This window comes from Pontibacter sp. HJ8 (assembly GCF_054824225.1).
Window position 1 is genome coordinate 1 of the sequence record NZ_JSYF01000021.1, and the last position, 17308, is coordinate 17308.

The window sequence follows — 17308 nt, forward strand, 5'->3', positions numbered from 1 at the left end:
TATCTCTAAAAATAATCAAATCTGTATTATTTATTATATAGTTATAATAAAATATTTTTAAAATATGGCTTATGGAAGAGAAGCTATGGTGTAGGATTGTGGGTGCTGTTATGGGAAATTTATAAAGAGGGAAGTAGCTAACTTTTGGATTGATCATTTCGAAGCAGACTTAAAATAAGTCAAAAAAGCGCTATTGTATATAAAAATACAAATATTACTTTGTTTAACATTGGCAGCGTGCATAGTGCCCTTAGAAATGCGATGGAATATGTTTGATTAAATTAATACAATTATTTATTTAAAACATCATAGTGTTTGTTGCTCATATTGATTCCTGTTTTATATAGGTTAATGTGCTTAGGTTTAGATAATTAAAGTTCTATCTGCAGCAATGTGCGTCTTCCAACCTCCATTGTTAAACTAATAAAACAAACCGTATGAAAAAACATGTACAATCCTTCCTGCAGCTCCTGCTGCTGGTTGCATTTCTCACAGGAAGCTTTGCTTCCTACGGGCAGGGGAGACCAGCCCAAAAGCCGGTGCCACAGGTTGCGCTGGATCACATCAAGAAGAACCAACAGAAGCTGGAACTGGAAGATGAGGACATTGCTGAACTGGAACTGAGCAGCGAGTCGGCGAGCGTTAAGAGCGGCATGAAGCACCTATACCTGAAACAGCTTTACAGAGGCATCGAGATACATGGCGCTGTGACCAATATCAGCCTCAGCAAAGAAGGCAAAGTGGTAACAATGGGCAACCGGTTCCATAAGCAGGTTGGCAAAAAGGTGAAGTCAGACAAGGCAGGCCTGGATGCAGCCGGAGCCGTAGCTGCTGCTGCCCAACACCTGGGCATCTCGATACGGGAGCCGCTGACGGTGCAGGAGAGAGGCAATGGCAGAAACAAAGAAGTGACCTTCTCCAAAGGCGGCATCTCGCTGGAGCCTATACCTGCCAGACTGGTCTACCAGCCGATGGAAGATGGCAGCCTGCGCCTGGCCTGGGAAGTATCCATTTATGAACTGGACGCCCAGAACTGGTGGAACATCAGAGTAGATGCCAGCACTGGCGCCGTACTCGAAAAAGACAACATGGTCGTGCACTGCCAGTTCGAAAATGATGGCCCCGGTGGCTCTTATCTGCACGACAACCACAGCCATTCGCTCGCATCTCCTAACGTGGCACTGCTACAGGCAAGTGTAGCAAACAGCGTGTCCAATGCCTACAACGTTTTTGCCATGCCGCATGAGAGCCCGAGCCATGGGCCACGTTCTCTGGTGAGCACCTCGGCAGCCCATGCAACTGCTTCTCCCAGTGGATGGCACACAGAGACGAGAACACGCGGCAATAATGTGTATGCTTATGAAGACCCCATTAACAACAACAGTTACCTGCTAAACTACAGCCCGGATGGCGGCTCGGATCTGAACTTTGATTTTCCGATCGATTTTACCAAGCAGCCGGTTGAAAACAGGGATGCAGCCATCACCAATCTCTTTTACTGGAACAATATCATACACGATGTATGGTACCAGTATGGTTTTGATGAAACAAGCGGTAGCTTCCAGCTGGATAACTATGGCAAAGGTGGCTTGGGTGGAGACCCTGTATTAGCAGAAGCACAGGATAACAGAAACGGTACATCCCGTAACAATGCCAACTTCTCGACGCCACGCGATGGATTGGCACCCCGGATGCAAATGTATCTGTGGAGCAGTCCGGCTGATCCGGATATGTTCCGGGTGGTAACTCCGGAAGCAATTGCCGGAAGTCATGTTTCGACACAGGCCGCCTGGGCCAGGCCGCTTACCTCTGTTCCGCTTACAGGCAAATTGGTGCTAGGCCTCGGCACATCTGCCATTCCGGAGGAAGGCTGCGGAACACTGACAAACCCTACGGCTGTGGCGGGTCATATAGCCTTTGTGTACAGAGGCAACTGTCCTTTTACGGAAAAAGTGGAGGCCGCGCAGGCAGCAGGGGCGATTGCTGTAGTCGTGATCAACAATGCTCCGGGTGGCCCGATTGCTATGGGCGGAACGCCAACCGTGCCGATTGTGATACCCGCCGTGATGATAAGCCAGGAGGCCGGAGCCCTGATCAGAGCACGAATGGATGCCGGCCAGGATGTGATGGTAAGCCTGAAAGATGATGCCAAGCCTGAACTTGACGGCGACTTTGACAACGGAATCATCACGCACGAGTATGGCCATGGGATCTCTAACCGCCTGACCGGTGGTCCGAACATTGTAAACTGTCTCAACAACGCCGAGCAGATGGGCGAGGGCTGGAGCGACTGGTTTGGCCTGATGATGACCATGAAACCCGAGGATACAGGAGGCAAGGTAAGGGGTATAGGTACTTATGCGCAAGGCCAGCCAACGACAGGGAATGGTATTCGTCCTGCGCCTTACTCCACTGATTTTGGCGTGAACCCCTATACCTATGCTGCCACCAATAATGCAGCCATCAGCCAGCCGCATGGTGTCGGCTTTATATGGTCGACCATGCTGTGGGACATGACCTGGGCTTTGGTTGACAAGTATGGTTTTGATGCGGATCTCTACAAGGGCAAAGGCGGTAACAACATGGCCATGCAACTGGTGATCGATGGACTGAAACTACAGGCCTGCAGACCCGGCTTCGTAGACGGACGTGACGCTATCCTGCTGGCTGACCGCCAAAATTATGAAGGTGCCAACCAGGAACTGATATGGAAAGTATTTGCCAAAAGAGGGCTGGGCTTTAGCGCCAGCCAGGGGCTCAACACCAGCAGATTTGACCAGGTAGAGGCCTTTGATCTGCCAGCAACGTACGCGTGTACCACTCCGCTTACCCTGGCAGCTATACCTACTTCAAATGTTTACACAGGTGGCGTGGCTACCACCCTATACCTGGGCTATGGACCTCAGAGTGTGAAATTGCAGGCTGGTGGAGATGCTGACAACGTGTATACCTGGAGCCCTGCAGAAGGCTTGAGCGCGACCTCTGGCGCCAGTGTTATTTTTACACCCAATGCAGCAGGCACCTATACCTTCCAGGTAAAGGCTGAGAATGGAGACGGCTGTATCAAACATGCCTCCATTGTGATCACAGTGGTAGATGTACGCTGCGGTGATAATAAGAAAAAAGACAAAGTGCTGGTTTGCGTAGATGGCGTGGCAGAATGCGTGGATCCGAAGGCGGTACCTCAGTTACTAACTTCTGCCAAAGGCACTCTTGGGGCCTGTGGCCTGACAACTACTACGACAGCGGCTGCCATGGGCAAGGAGATTAGTGCTGAGAAAATGGCGCTGAGAGCTACTCCGAACCCATTTGGCGCGAGAACAGACATCAGCTTTATGCTACCACAGGATGGCGGCTACCGGCTGGAAGTGCTGGACATGCGGGGAGCTGTGGTAGCCGTACTGGCTGAGAGTACCGGCAAGGCAGGAGAACCTCAAACCTACCAGTTTGAAAAAGGCAGACTGGCGGGAGGGGTATACATTGCCCGGCTCATAACGGACGATGGTATTTCCTTCATCCGGATCGTGATGCAGAAATAGCACATCCTATACCTGAACCAAACAAGGGCCGGTGATGCAAATCACCGGCCCTTGTTTTTATACCTGATTCAACAGGAAAAAGGGCAGGAATACGTTTCTTACCGCACGGCCTCATACCCGCCCAGAACCCCTTTTTTGGAAAGCACCAGCTGCCAGAGCTGGTTGTTGCGTGCCCGGAAGGAACCGGCACTGGACAGGAGGTAGTATTTCCACATGCGGTAGAATCGCTCTCCGTACTCTCCCTGCAACTCGTCCCAATGCTGATTAAAATTATCAAACCAGGCCATTAAGGTATAGTCGTAGTGCGGACCGAAGTTGTGCAGGTCTTCCACCACAAAAATCTTTTCCATGGCTTGGTTCAGCTGCCGGAGAGAGGGGATGAGGCAGTTGGGGAAAATGTAGGTATCTGTGAACGGGTCGGCCGAGGTTCTGGAGTAGTTGACCCCGATGGTGTGGAGCAGGAATAAGCCTTCGTCCTTAAGGCAGCGGGCAGCTGTTTTCATGAAAGCACGATGATTGCGATACCCAACATGCTCCACCATGCCCACCGATACCACATGGTCAAACTGCTCGGTTACGTCGCGGTAGTCCTGTAACCTGATCTCAACGGGCAGGCCGCGGCACAATTCCATACCCAAGGTAGCCTGCTCCCGCGATACGGTTACGCCTACCACTTCCACGCCATACCTTTCTGCTGCAAAGCCTGCAAAGCTTCCCCAGCCGCAACCAATGTCCAGCACCCGCTGCCCCGGCTGCAGGCTGAGTTTCCGGCAGATGAGGTCGAGCTTGTTTTCCTGTGCTTGGTCCAGATTATCGGTGTTTTTCCAGTAGCCACAGCTGTAGGTCATGCGCCGGTCCAACATGCGTTGGTATAGATTGTTGCCCATGTCATAATGGCGTTGCGCGTTGCGCGCAGCCTTGCCTTTGGGCTGCATGTTTATGATCTTGGCTAGCAACATTTCCAGCCAGGATTTCCAGCCCAATTTGGCGTGTTTGTACAAGTCAGCGCGCAACACCCGAAAAGCGAACTCGTCTATCCGCCCGCAGTCCCACCAACCGTCCATGTACGACTCTCCCAGCCCCAGCGTGCCCTGGCTCAGCACCCGCCTAAAAAAGCGATTGTCATGAATCTGCAGATCCCAGGGATCGGGCCCGTTGATTTTGACATCTGCCGTGGCCAGTATACCTGCTACTTGTTGCTGTAAACCTTGCGCTTCCATCGTGTAGGAGATAGGTATAACGTGCTGTATAGTATGTGATTATGCTTGTTGTCACATGAACGGAAGCAAGACGGAATGGTTAAGTTTGCCCTAGATGAGGTTAATAAACACGCTTTTCCGCTGATACAGCAGGCCGTTCAGATTGCCGGGTTGGGGAAAGAGAAAGAGGCCCGGTAGCTGTAGCGCAAAGCTGTTTAAAACACCAGCTTGAACACAGAGCCTGCCCCTTCCTGGGACTCCACCTGGATAGTGCCTTTGTGAAGCAGCAGGATGTGCCTGGCCAGGCTGAGGCCTATACCTGAGCCGTCTTTGTGGGAAGTGAAGAAAGGGATAAAAATACTTTCCATCAGCGCCTCCGGTATACCGGTGCCGTTGTCGCGTACCTCCACGGTCACTTTGCCATTTTCCTGCCTTCCGGCGCTCAGCCAGATAAGCGGTGCCGGCACGTCTTTCACAGCCCGCGCCGCATTCAGAATGAGGTTGATGAGCACCTGCTCCAGCAGGTGCACATCGCCATGCAGCGTAAGCTCCGGCGACGACACTTCACAGTGAAGGGCTATACCTTGTTCTTCCAGTCGGGGAAGCATCAGCGTGCCGATGCTGCTGAATAGCTCCTGCACATACACGGTGGTGAGCAGGATGTGTTGGGACTTGTTGAGGTTGCGGTAAAAATGGGCAAAGCGCAGGAGTCCTTCGCTCCGCTTCCGGATGATGGCTATCCCTTCTTCGGTATCCTGCAGAAGCTCCCGGTCGGTCGTCACCTGGTCCTGCGCTTGCTGTTCCTCACGCGCTGCCTGCAAGTGCTTGCCCAGCGAGTCGGCCAGGGAGGCAATGGGAGCTACGGAGTTCATGATCTCGTGCGTCATCACGCGCAGGAGTTTCTGCCAGGCTTCCGTTTCGGTTTCATCCACGGCGGAACTCACGTTCTTGATGGCCACCAAGGTCAGGTTGTGGTGTTGCATGCTAAAGGCCGTGGCGGAGAGTAGCAGCTGGGTCGGGCCTTCGGGCAGCTTCAGTTTCAGGAGTTTGTTCTCATGCGGCTGCAGCTCCAGCACAGCTTCCAGCAGTTGGGGATAGCGTCTTTCCAGCCCGTTCAGGCTCTTGAGGTGAGGTATCCCCAGTATTTTTTTGAAGGCATCGTTCACCCACTCCACTTCCCCTTCTTCATCAAAGGCCATGATGCCGGTGTCGATCAGCTGCAGAATGGTCTGCATGTAGAGAAACTGCGTTTCCTTTTCAATCTGGAGTTGCTTGAAGGTCTGGCTGATCTGGTTAAACGCCTGGTGCAGCGGACCGAGCGAATGGATGGAGGGGTTTTCGTTGAACTGCTGGGTGAAGTCCCGGTGCCGGACCGCCTGCAGGAACTTGGCTAGTTCGTAATTGCTGCGCGTCACATAACGGGTCAGTTCCCATACCTGCAACAGCATGATCAGGATGCCGGAAGTTATCTGCAGCCAGCTAAACTGAACCAGGTAGTGCACCGTGAGGTACATCATACTCAGCAGCAGGAGGATGCGAATCAGAATACCGGGTTCGAGGCGCTTAAATATCATGCTTGTTCAGGCGGCGGTAGAGGGCCGTGCGTGTCAGGCCGAGTTCCTTGGCTGATTTCGAAATATTGCCTTTGTTCTTTTCAATCACACGCCGGATGGTTTCCCGCTCGATCTCGCTGAGCGGCAACTGCTGGTCAAACACAAGCGCTCCGGTTGCAGGCAGTGGGCCCGCCTCCGGTTCCATACCTGAAAAGCTGAAATCCTGCGGCTGCAACACCGTATCTTCTGCCATGATAATGGCACGCTCCACGGCATGCTGCAATTCCCGGATGTTGCCCGGCCAGGTATGCTGGTGGAGTTTACGGAGCGTGGCGGGCGCAAATTCGGGTACCGGTTTATGATTCCGGGATGCATAGTACGCGGCAAAATGCTGCGCCAGCAGCTCCACATCTTCCCCGCGATCCCGCAACGGAGGCAATACGATCTCTACTGTATTGATGCGATAGATCAGGTCTTTGCGAAACTGGTTCTGGGCAGCCAGTTGGTAGATGGGCACATTCGTAGCCGAGATCAGCCGGATGTCGACAGGTATAGGCTGGTTGGAACCCAACGGCGTTACCTGCCTGTTCTGCAGCACCGTGAGCAACTTGGCCTGCATGGGCAATGAAATATTGCCGATCTCATCCAGGAAGAGCGTGCCTCCGTTGGCTGCCTCAAAACGGCCCACACGGTCTTCCCTGGCATCGGTGAAAGCGCCCCGCTTATACCCGAACAATTCACTTTCAAAAAGCGAATCTGTCAGGGCGCCTACGTCCACGCTCACAAAAGGCTTATCTGCCCGGAAGGATTTCTCGTGCAGCGCGCGGGCTACCAGTTCCTTGCCGGTACCATTTTCTCCCAGTATGAGGACATTGGCCTCCGTGGGGGCAATCTTATCCAGCTTATAGAGGACTTCCCGCAAGGCGTCTGATGTACCCAGTATAGGAGAGGAGTCGGGTGTTTTGGATTTGGCAGGCTGACTTTTCTGTTTGATCTGCCTGGCCTCCAGGGCATGGTGCAGGGTTTCGAGCAGCTTGTCGTTGTGCCAGGGTTTCACGATAAAATCAAAGGCGCCTTCTTTCAGGGAGCGTACAGCCAGCTCCACATCGCCGTAGGCTGTGATCAGAATGACGGCGACGTTCCTGTCTTTTTCCAGTATCTTGCTGAGCCAGAACAATCCCTCATTGCCGGTATGCAGGGCGCTTTTAAAATTCATGTCCAGGAAGATGACGTCAAACCGTTCTTTGCTGAGCAGGGCCAGCAGGTTCTCCGGATTCTTTTCCGTTACCACTTCCCTGACCTCGGTTTTCAGGAGCATCTTCATCGCAAAGAGCACGTCTGACTCATCGTCGACTACCAATACCCGCCCGTTTTTTACTGCAGCCATAAGCCAATAGGTCTATTTTGATTCGAAGGTAATTAGTATTCCGCAATTCTACCTTAGGAAAATTACTTTTCAAAATCCTTTTAGGATGTGTTGCGAAAGCGCACAGCTGTATCGCTCAAATGTGTATCGGAAGCGGACAGTTATAAATGAAACAAGGATTGTAATACGCTTTAAATCAGTTTTTTATGAAAGTGGCATTGTAATTTCTAGTACCCTTACAAATGCCTGCATCAACCGATCGGGCTTATCACCAAGCAAACAGAAATCAACACTTCATAAAGCCTAAGACGATGCTGATTAATTACCTCAAAATGGCCTGCCGCAACCTGATGCGCCACAAAGGTTTTTCCCTGATTAATATTTCAGGCCTGGCATTGGGTATGACCTGCAGTATCCTGATCCTGCTCTGGGTGAAGGATGAGTTGAGTATCAATAGATTTCACGCCAACTTAGATAATCTGTACCGGGTAATGGAAGAGCAAAGTTACCCTGGTGCCGATAACCTGACCGTGGATGCGACGCCGGGACTATTGGCCGAGGCACTGGAGCAGGATATGCCGGAAGTGATACACGCTGTGCGCTCTACTACCTGGGACTGGAAACAGCTCTTTGCCTACGGGGATAAAGTCCTGAAAGTGAACGGGCGCTATACGGATCCGGAGTTTTTCGAGGTATTTACGTTTCCGCTGTTGCAGGGTGATGCCAAAACGGTACTGTCTCAACCACACTCCGTAGTGATCTCCGAAACAGTAGCCAAACAGTTTTTTGACTCCCCGGACGAGGCCATGGGTAAGCTTTTCAAGATAAACAATACCCAAAGCTATAAAGTAACCGGCGTGATGCAGGACGTGCCGAAAAACTCCACTATGCAGTTTGATTATGTGATGCCTGTAGAAGACTGGATCAACAGTCCCGGAAACGAGTGGCTGCATGAGTGGGGAAACAACGCGCTGCGCACCTTCCTTCTACTGCAGCCGGGTACAGACATTGCTGCCTTCAATGAAAAGATCAAGCCTTTTATCAAGAAATATGATAAGGAGTCAACGACAGATGTATTTGTACAGCCTGTGGCCGATATGTACCTATACAACGACTTCCGGGAAGGTAAACAGGGCTTTATCGAGCGTGTGCGCCTGTTCTCGGTCGTGGCGGTGTTCATACTGGTTATTGCCTGTATCAACTTCATGAATCTGGCTACGGCACGCTCTGCCAAGCGTGCCAAAGAAGTGGGCGTTCGCAAGGCCATCGGGGCCAGCAAGGGCTCGCTGGTGCGGCAGTTCATGGTGGAGTCGGTGATGATGGCTTTCCTGGCGTTGTTCATAGCTCTTAACCTGACCGGTATGCTGCTGCCTGACTTCAACGACCTGACCGGTAAGTATATCTCTCTTGATCTCACGGATCCCACGCTCGTCCTGCTGCTGCTAGGCGTGGCCCTGCTGACAGGTATACTTTCAGGTAGTTACCCGGCCTTCTTCCTCTCCTCCTTCGATCCGGTCAAAGTGCTGAAAGGCGCTGTTAAGGTGGGCAACCGGGTGTCGGTGCTCCGGGAGGGACTGGTCGTGTTTCAGTTTATACTTTCCGCTTTGCTCATCATCAGCACCCTCGTAGCCTACCTGCAGCTCAACTACATCCGCACCAAAAACATTGGCTTAGACCGCGAGAACCTGGTATATGTACCCTTAGAGGGCGCCCTGCGCGACCGTTACGATGTGGTGAAGCGCGAGCTGGAGAACATGCCGGGAGTGCTACATGTGACAGCCAGCGACCAGCTCCCGATCATGGTCGGTAACTCTACAGGAGGCATCGAATGGAAAGGGAAAGATCCCAATGCCAACATCCTGTTCAGCGTGATGTCGGTAGGCCATGATTTTGTAGAAACTATGGATGTGAAGCTGTTGGAAGGCCGCACGTTCTCCAGGGATTTTAAAACCGATACAGCTGCCTTTATCATCAACAAGGAGGCTGCCCGTTTGATGCAGATGCAGGACCCTGTAGGCCAGTGGCTGAAGTGGAGCATAGAGGGGCGTGTGATCGGTGTGATCGACAACTTTCATACTACCTCCATGCACATTCCTGCGCGGCCGCTTGTCCTGCGCCTGCATCCTGATTCCAATAATCTGATGTTTGCGCGCTTAGACGCCGGGCAAACCGGGCCGGCACTTGCGGCCATCGAGAAGATCGTGAAACGGCATAATCCGGCCTACCCTTTTGAGTATCACTTCCTGGACGAGGATTTTGAGAAAATGTATAAAGCGGAAGCTATTATGGGCCAGCTAACGAAGTACTTTGCCGGCATTGCCATCTTCATCTCCTGCCTGGGCTTGTTTGGCCTGGCCCTGTTCACGGCCGAGCAACGCAAAAAGGAAATTGGGATACGAAAAGTAATGGGCGCATCCGTGTCAGGTATCGTGTTCATGCTCTCCAAAGATTTCCTGAAACTGGTGTTGGTAGCCAACCTGATTGCCTTGCCCCTGAGCTGGTACCTGATGCACAACTGGCTGAACGACTACGCTTATCGCACCGAGCTGAGCTGGTGGATATTTGCGACAGCCTTTGTGGCCACTTTGCTCATCGCCATGCTCACCCTGAGCTTCCATGCGGTAAGAACGGCCCTGGCTGACCCGGTGAACTCACTGAGAACGGAATAAAACACGAAGAAAATTAAGCCATAAGTATAAACTAACACTATGAAGAAGAATCTGTTCATCCTGTTGCTGCTGGTGACATTTGCCACAACCGCCCAAGTGCCCAACACACTGTCTGCGACTGATAAAGTGTATGGCCTGTCGAAGTTCTGGCAGGAGGTAAACTACAATTTCGTATACCTGGACAAGGTAGACCGCGCCAAATGGGAGAAAGATTATCGCGAGGCGATTACAAAAGTGCAAAATACTAAAAACGACTACGAGTACTACCGCGAGTTACAGAAGTTCTGTGCCAGCCTGAAGGACGGACACACCAACATTTACTTTGCGCGAAGTATAGACATGCTGCTTTATACCGACATGTTTGGCAAGTACAGGCTCTTCCTGACCAACATCGACAATAAAGCGATTGTTACCCGGACCAACTTAAGTATAAAAGATGAAGTGCCGGTGGGCAGCGAGATCATAGAAGTAAACGGCCTGCCAACCGCAGAGCATTTGAAGCGAAACGTGATGCCCTACATCGCCTCATCTACAGACTATGCGCTGATGGACGACGCCATAGCCAGCATGCTGAAAGGATTTGAAGGAGAGACTTACCACATTAAGTACAGGACCCAGAAAGGGAAGGTGAAAAGCCTGGCCCTGACGCATGACAACACGATAGAGCAGGAAGTATACCCGGCCATTGAGAAGCAGGAACTGCTGGAGCTGAAGTGGTACCCGAACCAGACGGCTTACCTGGCTCTGAACGGCTTTCACGATCCAAAAATAAATGAACTCTTCCTGCAGAAGCTACCGGAGCTGCGCAAAGCCAAAGCACTCATAATAGACCTGCGCAACAATGGCGGGGGCATTACAAGTATAGGCCGTCAAATACTGGATTACATGGCGCCGGATACGTTGCTGTACGGGTCGAGGAACTCAACGCGCCAGCACCTGGCCAGCTTTAAAGCCTGGGGCAGATTTATTGAGAACCCGAAAGATACGGTTGGGGATGCCTGGGCTGCCAAGTCGCTGATGGCTTTCCAGGATAAACTGATGGATCAATTTGACTACAAACCTGCACAAAATAAGATTGCTCAAAAAGATAAAGTCATAGTTCCTACAGCTATACTCATCGGGCACCGCACCGCTTCTGCAGCCGAAGATTTTCTGATCTATGCCGATAACCAAAAGCACATGACCAAGATAGGGGAGAACTCTTATGGCAGCACAGGCCAGCCTTTCATGTTTGACTTACCGGGCGGCGGCAAGGCCCGCATCTGTACTAAAAAAGATACTTACCCGGATGGCCGCGAGTTTGTAGGCTATGGCGTAAAACCTGACATGGAAGTAAAAATGACACTACAGGACTACATCCAGAAAAAAGACCCTGTGCTGGATCGTGCTTTAAAGTATCTGAAAGGTCAAAAACTGGCAGCGAAATAATTCTTAAATCACACCTAAAACTTCATGAAAAATTTGCCAACGTATGCGTTCGCGCTGCTGCTCATTTCCGGGTCATCTGCCTCTTATGCCCAGAAAGTAAAAGAATTACCCAGTATAAAATCGAATGTAGAAAACATTACCTATGCCATCAATAACACCGAAAAGCGGGCTGACTGGACCATTTCGCCACAACAGAAGCCGGACCGGTTGGAAGTAGAGTGCAAAAAGAGAGTGACCAAAGTTGCTTTTATTTCCGATGTGGATTCCATTGCTTTTAATGTGAAGGCAGGCGATACCATACAATTTTATGTACTGCAATCAGGCAAAGAGAAAGCCCTGACCGAAATTGTGGGAGTGCCGAAAAATGTGAATTTCACCAGGAAGTATATCCGGGAAAACCAGGGTAAGTTTGCGGTAGAAGTGCCGGAAGTGCATGAGCTGGCAAACATACTGGTAGCTATATCCAACGTGGGCCAGCAGGATTCCAACATGGTGGATATGACAACGCCTTATTACAAAGAAGTTATGAAGCATTTCTCTGTCTATAAGCATCATCCGGTTATGGAAGTGGTCAATAAAAACATCACCAAGCCCTTCGATAATGACAGCTACTGGTACTACTACGCCATGAAAATGAATGCCTGTGCCTATGTGTTTGATAAAAAAGGAAACATTAAAAACGAAGGCATCATCCGGAAAATGGGCTTTAATAATGAAGGCGATCCTATAGTTGCTAATCTGGCACTGATAGAAGACTTTGCCCGAAAATCCGGTTTCCGGGAGTTTTATAAAAAGCACCAGCCCTACTACAACGATCTGATCAAGACCTATCGTTCTTTAAATCCGATAGACCAGCAGCAGGCGTGGCTGGAAGATAAATTCAAATTTAAGTATGGCAATTACCGTGTTACCTTTTCGCCTCTTATAGGCGGTGCGCATTCCACTGTCAGGTTCGAAGACAAGGGTTTTAGCCAGACGGTGATGTTTGTCCGGAGAGCAGAACTGGGTCCGAAGTATAACCAGCAGGTAAACGAGATGCTCGCGTCTCGCGTGGTGTTCACCGAGATAGACCATAACTTTGTGAACCCGGTGTCGGATAAGTATGTAAAGCAGATAAATGAAGCTTTTGGAGACAGAGCAAAATGGGTTGTAGAAAGTACCGGAACCAGTGCCTATGGTTCGCCCTACGCTGTGTTTAATGAGTACATGACCTGGAGCATTTATTCGCTTTACTGCCTGGATAAGTTCTCAGCTGAAGACAATGCAACCTATATCCCTTTAATGGAGCACCAGATGGAAAAGATGCGAGGCTTTGCAAGGTTCGGCGATTTTAACCAGAAGTTGCTTGTGCTTTACAAGGAGAACCCGGCGATAAGTATAGACGAACTGTACACCGCCATGTTGGATTGGAGCAGAAACCTACAGGCAAAACTTTAAAAATAGTGAAACCTGACATTACTTTTAAGTGTTATTAAGCTGAAAAACGGATAGAAGTGTGCTGCAAAATGTATACCTTTGTGGCATACTTCTTGAAGTATACAGCGTACGAATACAACGTTCTTTAACTTATGGGGATGACTGGAATTGACAGCTTGTGCAAATAGCGTGTAAGCATGTCGGGTGATGAACGTACCACCTGTTAAAAATCCGTTCAACCAATAAATGGCGAATCTAACTACGCCATGGCTGCTTAATCTAGGTATTAAGCACTAGCCATAGTCTCGTGCAGGTTTCGTGAATCTGCTTGCACATCAGAGGCTTCGATCCGATTGACTAGTCTGTGTAAGGGTGCGGTGCACAGGCGAACTAAAGCATCTAAGGAGTGCGCATAAGTCTGACTTATACTTGCAAGCTCCCGACAATCCGAATAAGTCTAAGCATGTAGAAAGCCCGTTGATTTCCTTGTCTGGACCAGGGTTCGAATCCCTGCATCTCCACCCAATTCAACAAAAAAGCCTTGTAAGTGAGTAACTTACAAGGCTTTTTTGTTTCGGGCAATTTGGTAAGGATGAACAATATTCCATGGTTTTTAGATTCACTGCTTACGGAGAGCCGATCATTGATTTACAGGCGCTTCAGTATAATTGTTCTTTGCACCCAGCTTCCTCAGGAACAGGTACCCTGACAAACCGGCCAGAATGGACGCGATAAGAATAGCAAACTTGGCTTGCGTCTGAAACGCAGGGTCGTCGAAAGAGAGCAAGGCGATGAAGATGGACATGGTAAATCCGATGCCGGCCAGCAAGCCTAGGCCCAGGAACTGTATCCATCTGGTGCCTGCAGGCAGGGAGCTTATCCCTAGCTTGACCGACAGCCACGAAAAGAATACTATGCCAATCGGTTTGCCTACTAGCAGGCCAAAGATGATGCCTAAGCCAAGGCTGCTGGTTAGCCCATCCAGCATGCTTAGTTCAAACCGGATATTGGTATTGGCCAGGGCAAAGATAGGCATGATCAGGAAGTTAACCGGCTTAGTTAAAGCATGCTCCAGTTTCTCCAGCGGAGATTCTTTTTCGTCCGGCGTGGTTGGCAGGGTCAGCGCCGTCAGCACGCCTGCAATGGTGGCATGTATACCGGAATGATGGATAAAGTACCAGATCACGACGCCTGGCAGCAGGTATAGCCATATGTTCTTCACCCCCATCCGGTTAAAGACGATCAGCAAAGCAAACACCCCGGCTGCATACAACAGGTAATTCAGGTGCATCTCTGTCGAGTAAAACAGGGCGATGACCAGAATGGCTCCTAAATCATCGACAATAGCCAGCGCAGTTAAGAACACCTTTAAAGAGAGCGGCACCCGTTTGCCCAAAAGTGAGATAACGGCAATGGCAAAGGCAATGTCGGTAGCCATGGGTATACCCCAGCCACTAGCAGTAGTTGTACCTTGATTGAACAAGGTATACACAAGGGCTGGAACCAGCATCCCGCCGATGGCGGCAAATACAGGTAAAGCGGCTTGCTTAAAAGAAGACAATTCCCCCTCTACCAGTTCCCGTTTTATTTCCAGTCCTACGAGCAGAAAAAAGATAGCCATCAAACCGTCATTGATCCATAACAGAAGGGGGTATCGCAACTGAAGCGCTTCAGATTCATACCCTATTTGTTGCGCCAGCAGGCGCTCGAAACCTGGCCCAAGGGGAGAGTTTGCGAGAATTAAAGAGACTAGAACACAGGCCATTAAGATAAAGCCACCTGCTGTTCCGGATTTTAGAAAGTATTTGAAAGGAGAGAGATTGATTCTTTGTAGCATGCTTAAAACTACAAAATAATTTTTTTGCCTCCCCTAAGTATATGAAAAAAGTACCGGATTAAGCCTGCGGATTGCTTTCTGAAAAGTGCTTTTGGAAGGTGCTTGGTCTTAGCTCCTCTATACCTGTTTTGGGTGATCACGCTGGCTAAGGCGGGTGAAATTCTGAGTGAGAGGGCACTTTCAGAAAGCTGCTATACCTATTCTTTAGCTTATGAGGTATTTGCCTGAAATTCTTCGTTCGCTCTTCCCATGCTTACTTACTCCTTGCTTCGCATTTTTATCCATGTGTAGCCAGGAGCAGGTACAGCAAGCACGCCTCAGGTGCTATTGCGAAGCAATAACTTTCCTGATGATCCGATTAAATCATGGGTATGGGATTAATGTAAGTTTGATCATTGGATATTTCCATGTCGTTTCAATAATTTCAGGCGAATGCCCTATCTTTACTAGTTAGCCATAAAATCTGCCTCCGCATGAAAAAGAAGTTGCTCATAAGCGATATAGCCAAACAACTCAATATTTCCATCACGTCCGTGTCCTTTATACTGAACGGGAGAGCGAAGGAAAAGCGAATAAGCGATAGCCTGGCGGAGAAAGTGCTAAAGCTGGTAGAAGAGGTAAACTATAAGCCCAACCAGCTGGCTCAAAGTTTACGCACCGGCAAGACCAAAACCATAGGCCTGATAGTAGAAGATATATCCAACCCTTTTTTTGCAACTATCGCCCGCCTGATAGAAGAGAAGGCGTATAAGGAAGGCTATCGGATAATTTATTGCAGCACCGAGGACGACAAAGATAAAACCCACGAGCTCATCAGCCTGTTCAGAGACAAACACGTGGATGGCTATATCATCACCCCAACCCAGGGAGCAGAGGACGATATAAAGGAGCTCATTAGCGATGGCTTCCCGGTTGTACTCATAGACCGTCAGGTCATCGGCCTCGATTCAAATTTTGTGGTGGTAGATAATTTGGATGGAGCCTACCAGGCCACTTCCCATCTGATCGGGCGCGGGTATAAAAAGATCGCCTTTGTTACAACAGACTCCAGGCAAAATCAGATGCTGCTGCGTTTGGAGGGATACCGGACCGCTTTGGAAAATCTTGCACTGGAACCCACTATACTGGAGATCCCCTACAGCTACGATCCGGAGAAAATGATCCGGAGCATGATGTCTTTTTTGGACGAGCAAAGAGAGGTGGATGCCGTTTTCTTCTCTACCAATTATCTGGCTCTAAGAGGGCTGGAGGCTATCAGTCGCCTTGACCTTGCAATTCCAGCCCAGCTCGGACTTGTTTCATACGATGACCTCGATTTTTTTAGACTATACAAGCCCGCTATAACGGCTGTTGCGCAGCCCACAGAGGATATCGCCAACCAGGTAATAAACATTATGCTGAACCTGCTGAAAGGAGAGAATCCTGATACGCTGCCCAAACCTCTGGTTCTTCCGACACACCTGATTGTCAGGGGCTCCACTCCCCAGAAATAAGCAACCAGGTATAGCACGCGCCTAAAAGCAGCATCATCCGGGAGGTTTTAACCCTTTTGGCTGTAGGGCAAAACGCGAGGAAGAAGCGCAAATACAAGTAACAGGGCTATACGTTTTCACTTGCTGTCAACTCTTATTCTACTAAAGGATTTTTCTTGTCTGGAGTAGAATGAATGTGAGTAATCGCTCATATTCAGATGAATTTAGTTGCAAGCGCTTTGATTTTCTGATATTACTGCTAAATTTGAATATAGAAATGAAGAAAAACAGTTCTAGACAACAGGCCGCTGGCTGTAAGGAAGCTCTTATACTTACCGGGTTAGGCTGAAAATACGTGTTGTAGAAGTCAGCAACGAAGCAGCAGCTGTTTTTATATGGGTAAGCTCCGATACGCTGTGACGATTGAAAGGTAAAAGTTCGCTCAGGAGTACAATACAGCGTTTGAGGAATTTTTTTAGCAATATGCTAAATCCTTTTAGCTGAAAAATGGTATCTGTTGCCTATAGCTTTTAACATCGCAATACAGGTCAGGAAGCCAGGTACTGAACTATACCTGCCTACTGGCAACTTGATTTGCGATTTAAAATGGTTCATCAGCAGGTAAGCCCATGCACAAGGTAGAGCCCGGAGTAAAGTATTAAAAACGGTTTTAGGAACCTTAAAAGTAAAAATTATATATGTCTGGTAAAGCCGTTTTAGGGGTAGACATTGGTGGGTCGCATATCACGGCTGCCTTCGTAAATCTGGAAACAAAAACCATACTAACCGACACACACGCCAGGGCACAGGTCGATGCACAGGGTACGGT

Annotated in this window: 9 protein-coding genes and 1 other RNA gene; 6 read left to right on the forward strand and 4 right to left on the reverse strand. The window is 49.6% G+C overall.

The genetic code is table 11. The annotated features are described in order from the left end of the window. Positions 1 to 437: 437 nt before the first annotated feature. Positions 438 to 3539: a T9SS-dependent M36 family metallopeptidase gene (locus OB13_RS01055; protein WP_461488287.1), complete on the forward strand. Its 3102-nt coding sequence runs from the start codon at positions 438 to 440 to the stop codon at positions 3537 to 3539. A gap of 98 nt (positions 3540 to 3637) precedes the next feature. Here OB13_RS01055 and cfa read toward each other — a convergent pair whose 3' ends face one another. The 3 genes from cfa to OB13_RS01070 form a co-directional block, all read right to left on the reverse strand. After that, positions 3638 to 4759, reverse strand: coding sequence for a cyclopropane fatty acyl phospholipid synthase (cfa, locus tag OB13_RS01060; RefSeq protein ID WP_461488288.1), 1122 nt, complete (start codon positions 4757 to 4759; stop codon positions 3638 to 3640). 194 nt (positions 4760 to 4953) lie between these two features. Then, a complete protein-coding gene (locus OB13_RS01065) occupies positions 4954 to 6312 on the reverse strand; it encodes a sensor histidine kinase (RefSeq protein WP_461488289.1) in 1359 nt (452 codons plus the stop codon). Continuing rightward, positions 6302 to 7678, reverse strand: a complete 1377-nt coding sequence (locus OB13_RS01070; RefSeq protein ID WP_461488290.1) for a sigma-54-dependent transcriptional regulator — start codon at positions 7676 to 7678, stop codon at positions 6302 to 6304. The genes OB13_RS01065 and OB13_RS01070 overlap by 11 nt, the downstream gene beginning before the upstream one ends. Positions 7679 to 7968: 290 nt before the next feature. Between OB13_RS01070 and OB13_RS01075 the strand changes: the two genes are divergently transcribed. The 4 genes from OB13_RS01075 to ssrA all read left to right on the forward strand — a co-directional run bounded on the left by OB13_RS01075 (position 7969) and on the right by ssrA (position 13694). Continuing rightward, entirely contained in the window at positions 7969 to 10326 is a 2358-nt protein-coding gene (locus tag OB13_RS01075; RefSeq protein WP_461488291.1) for an ABC transporter permease, read from the forward strand. 39 nt (positions 10327 to 10365) lie between these two features. Continuing rightward, positions 10366 to 11754 carry a S41 family peptidase gene (locus OB13_RS01080; RefSeq protein WP_461488292.1) on the forward strand — a complete coding sequence of 463 codons (1389 nt, stop codon included), beginning with the start codon at positions 10366 to 10368 and terminating at the stop codon, positions 11752 to 11754. A gap of 24 nt (positions 11755 to 11778) precedes the next feature. Beyond that, positions 11779 to 13191 (forward strand): DUF4932 domain-containing protein, encoded by a 1413-nt coding sequence (locus OB13_RS01085; RefSeq protein ID WP_461488293.1) that lies wholly within the window; start codon positions 11779 to 11781, stop codon positions 13189 to 13191. Between the two features lie 133 nt (positions 13192 to 13324). Continuing rightward, positions 13325 to 13694: a transfer-messenger RNA gene (ssrA, locus tag OB13_RS01090) on the forward strand. Between the two features lie 116 nt (positions 13695 to 13810). Here the strand turns inward: ssrA and nhaA are convergent. Further along, on the reverse strand, positions 13811 to 15007 hold the full coding sequence (gene nhaA, locus OB13_RS01095; protein ID WP_461488294.1) for a Na+/H+ antiporter NhaA: 1197 nt from the start codon (positions 15005 to 15007) through the stop codon (positions 13811 to 13813). A 473-nt stretch (positions 15008 to 15480) separates the two neighbouring features. Between nhaA and OB13_RS01100 the strand changes: the two genes are divergently transcribed. Further along, positions 15481 to 16500, forward strand: coding sequence for a LacI family DNA-binding transcriptional regulator (locus tag OB13_RS01100; RefSeq protein WP_461488295.1), 1020 nt, complete (start codon positions 15481 to 15483; stop codon positions 16498 to 16500). Positions 16501 to 17308 lie beyond the last annotated feature (808 nt).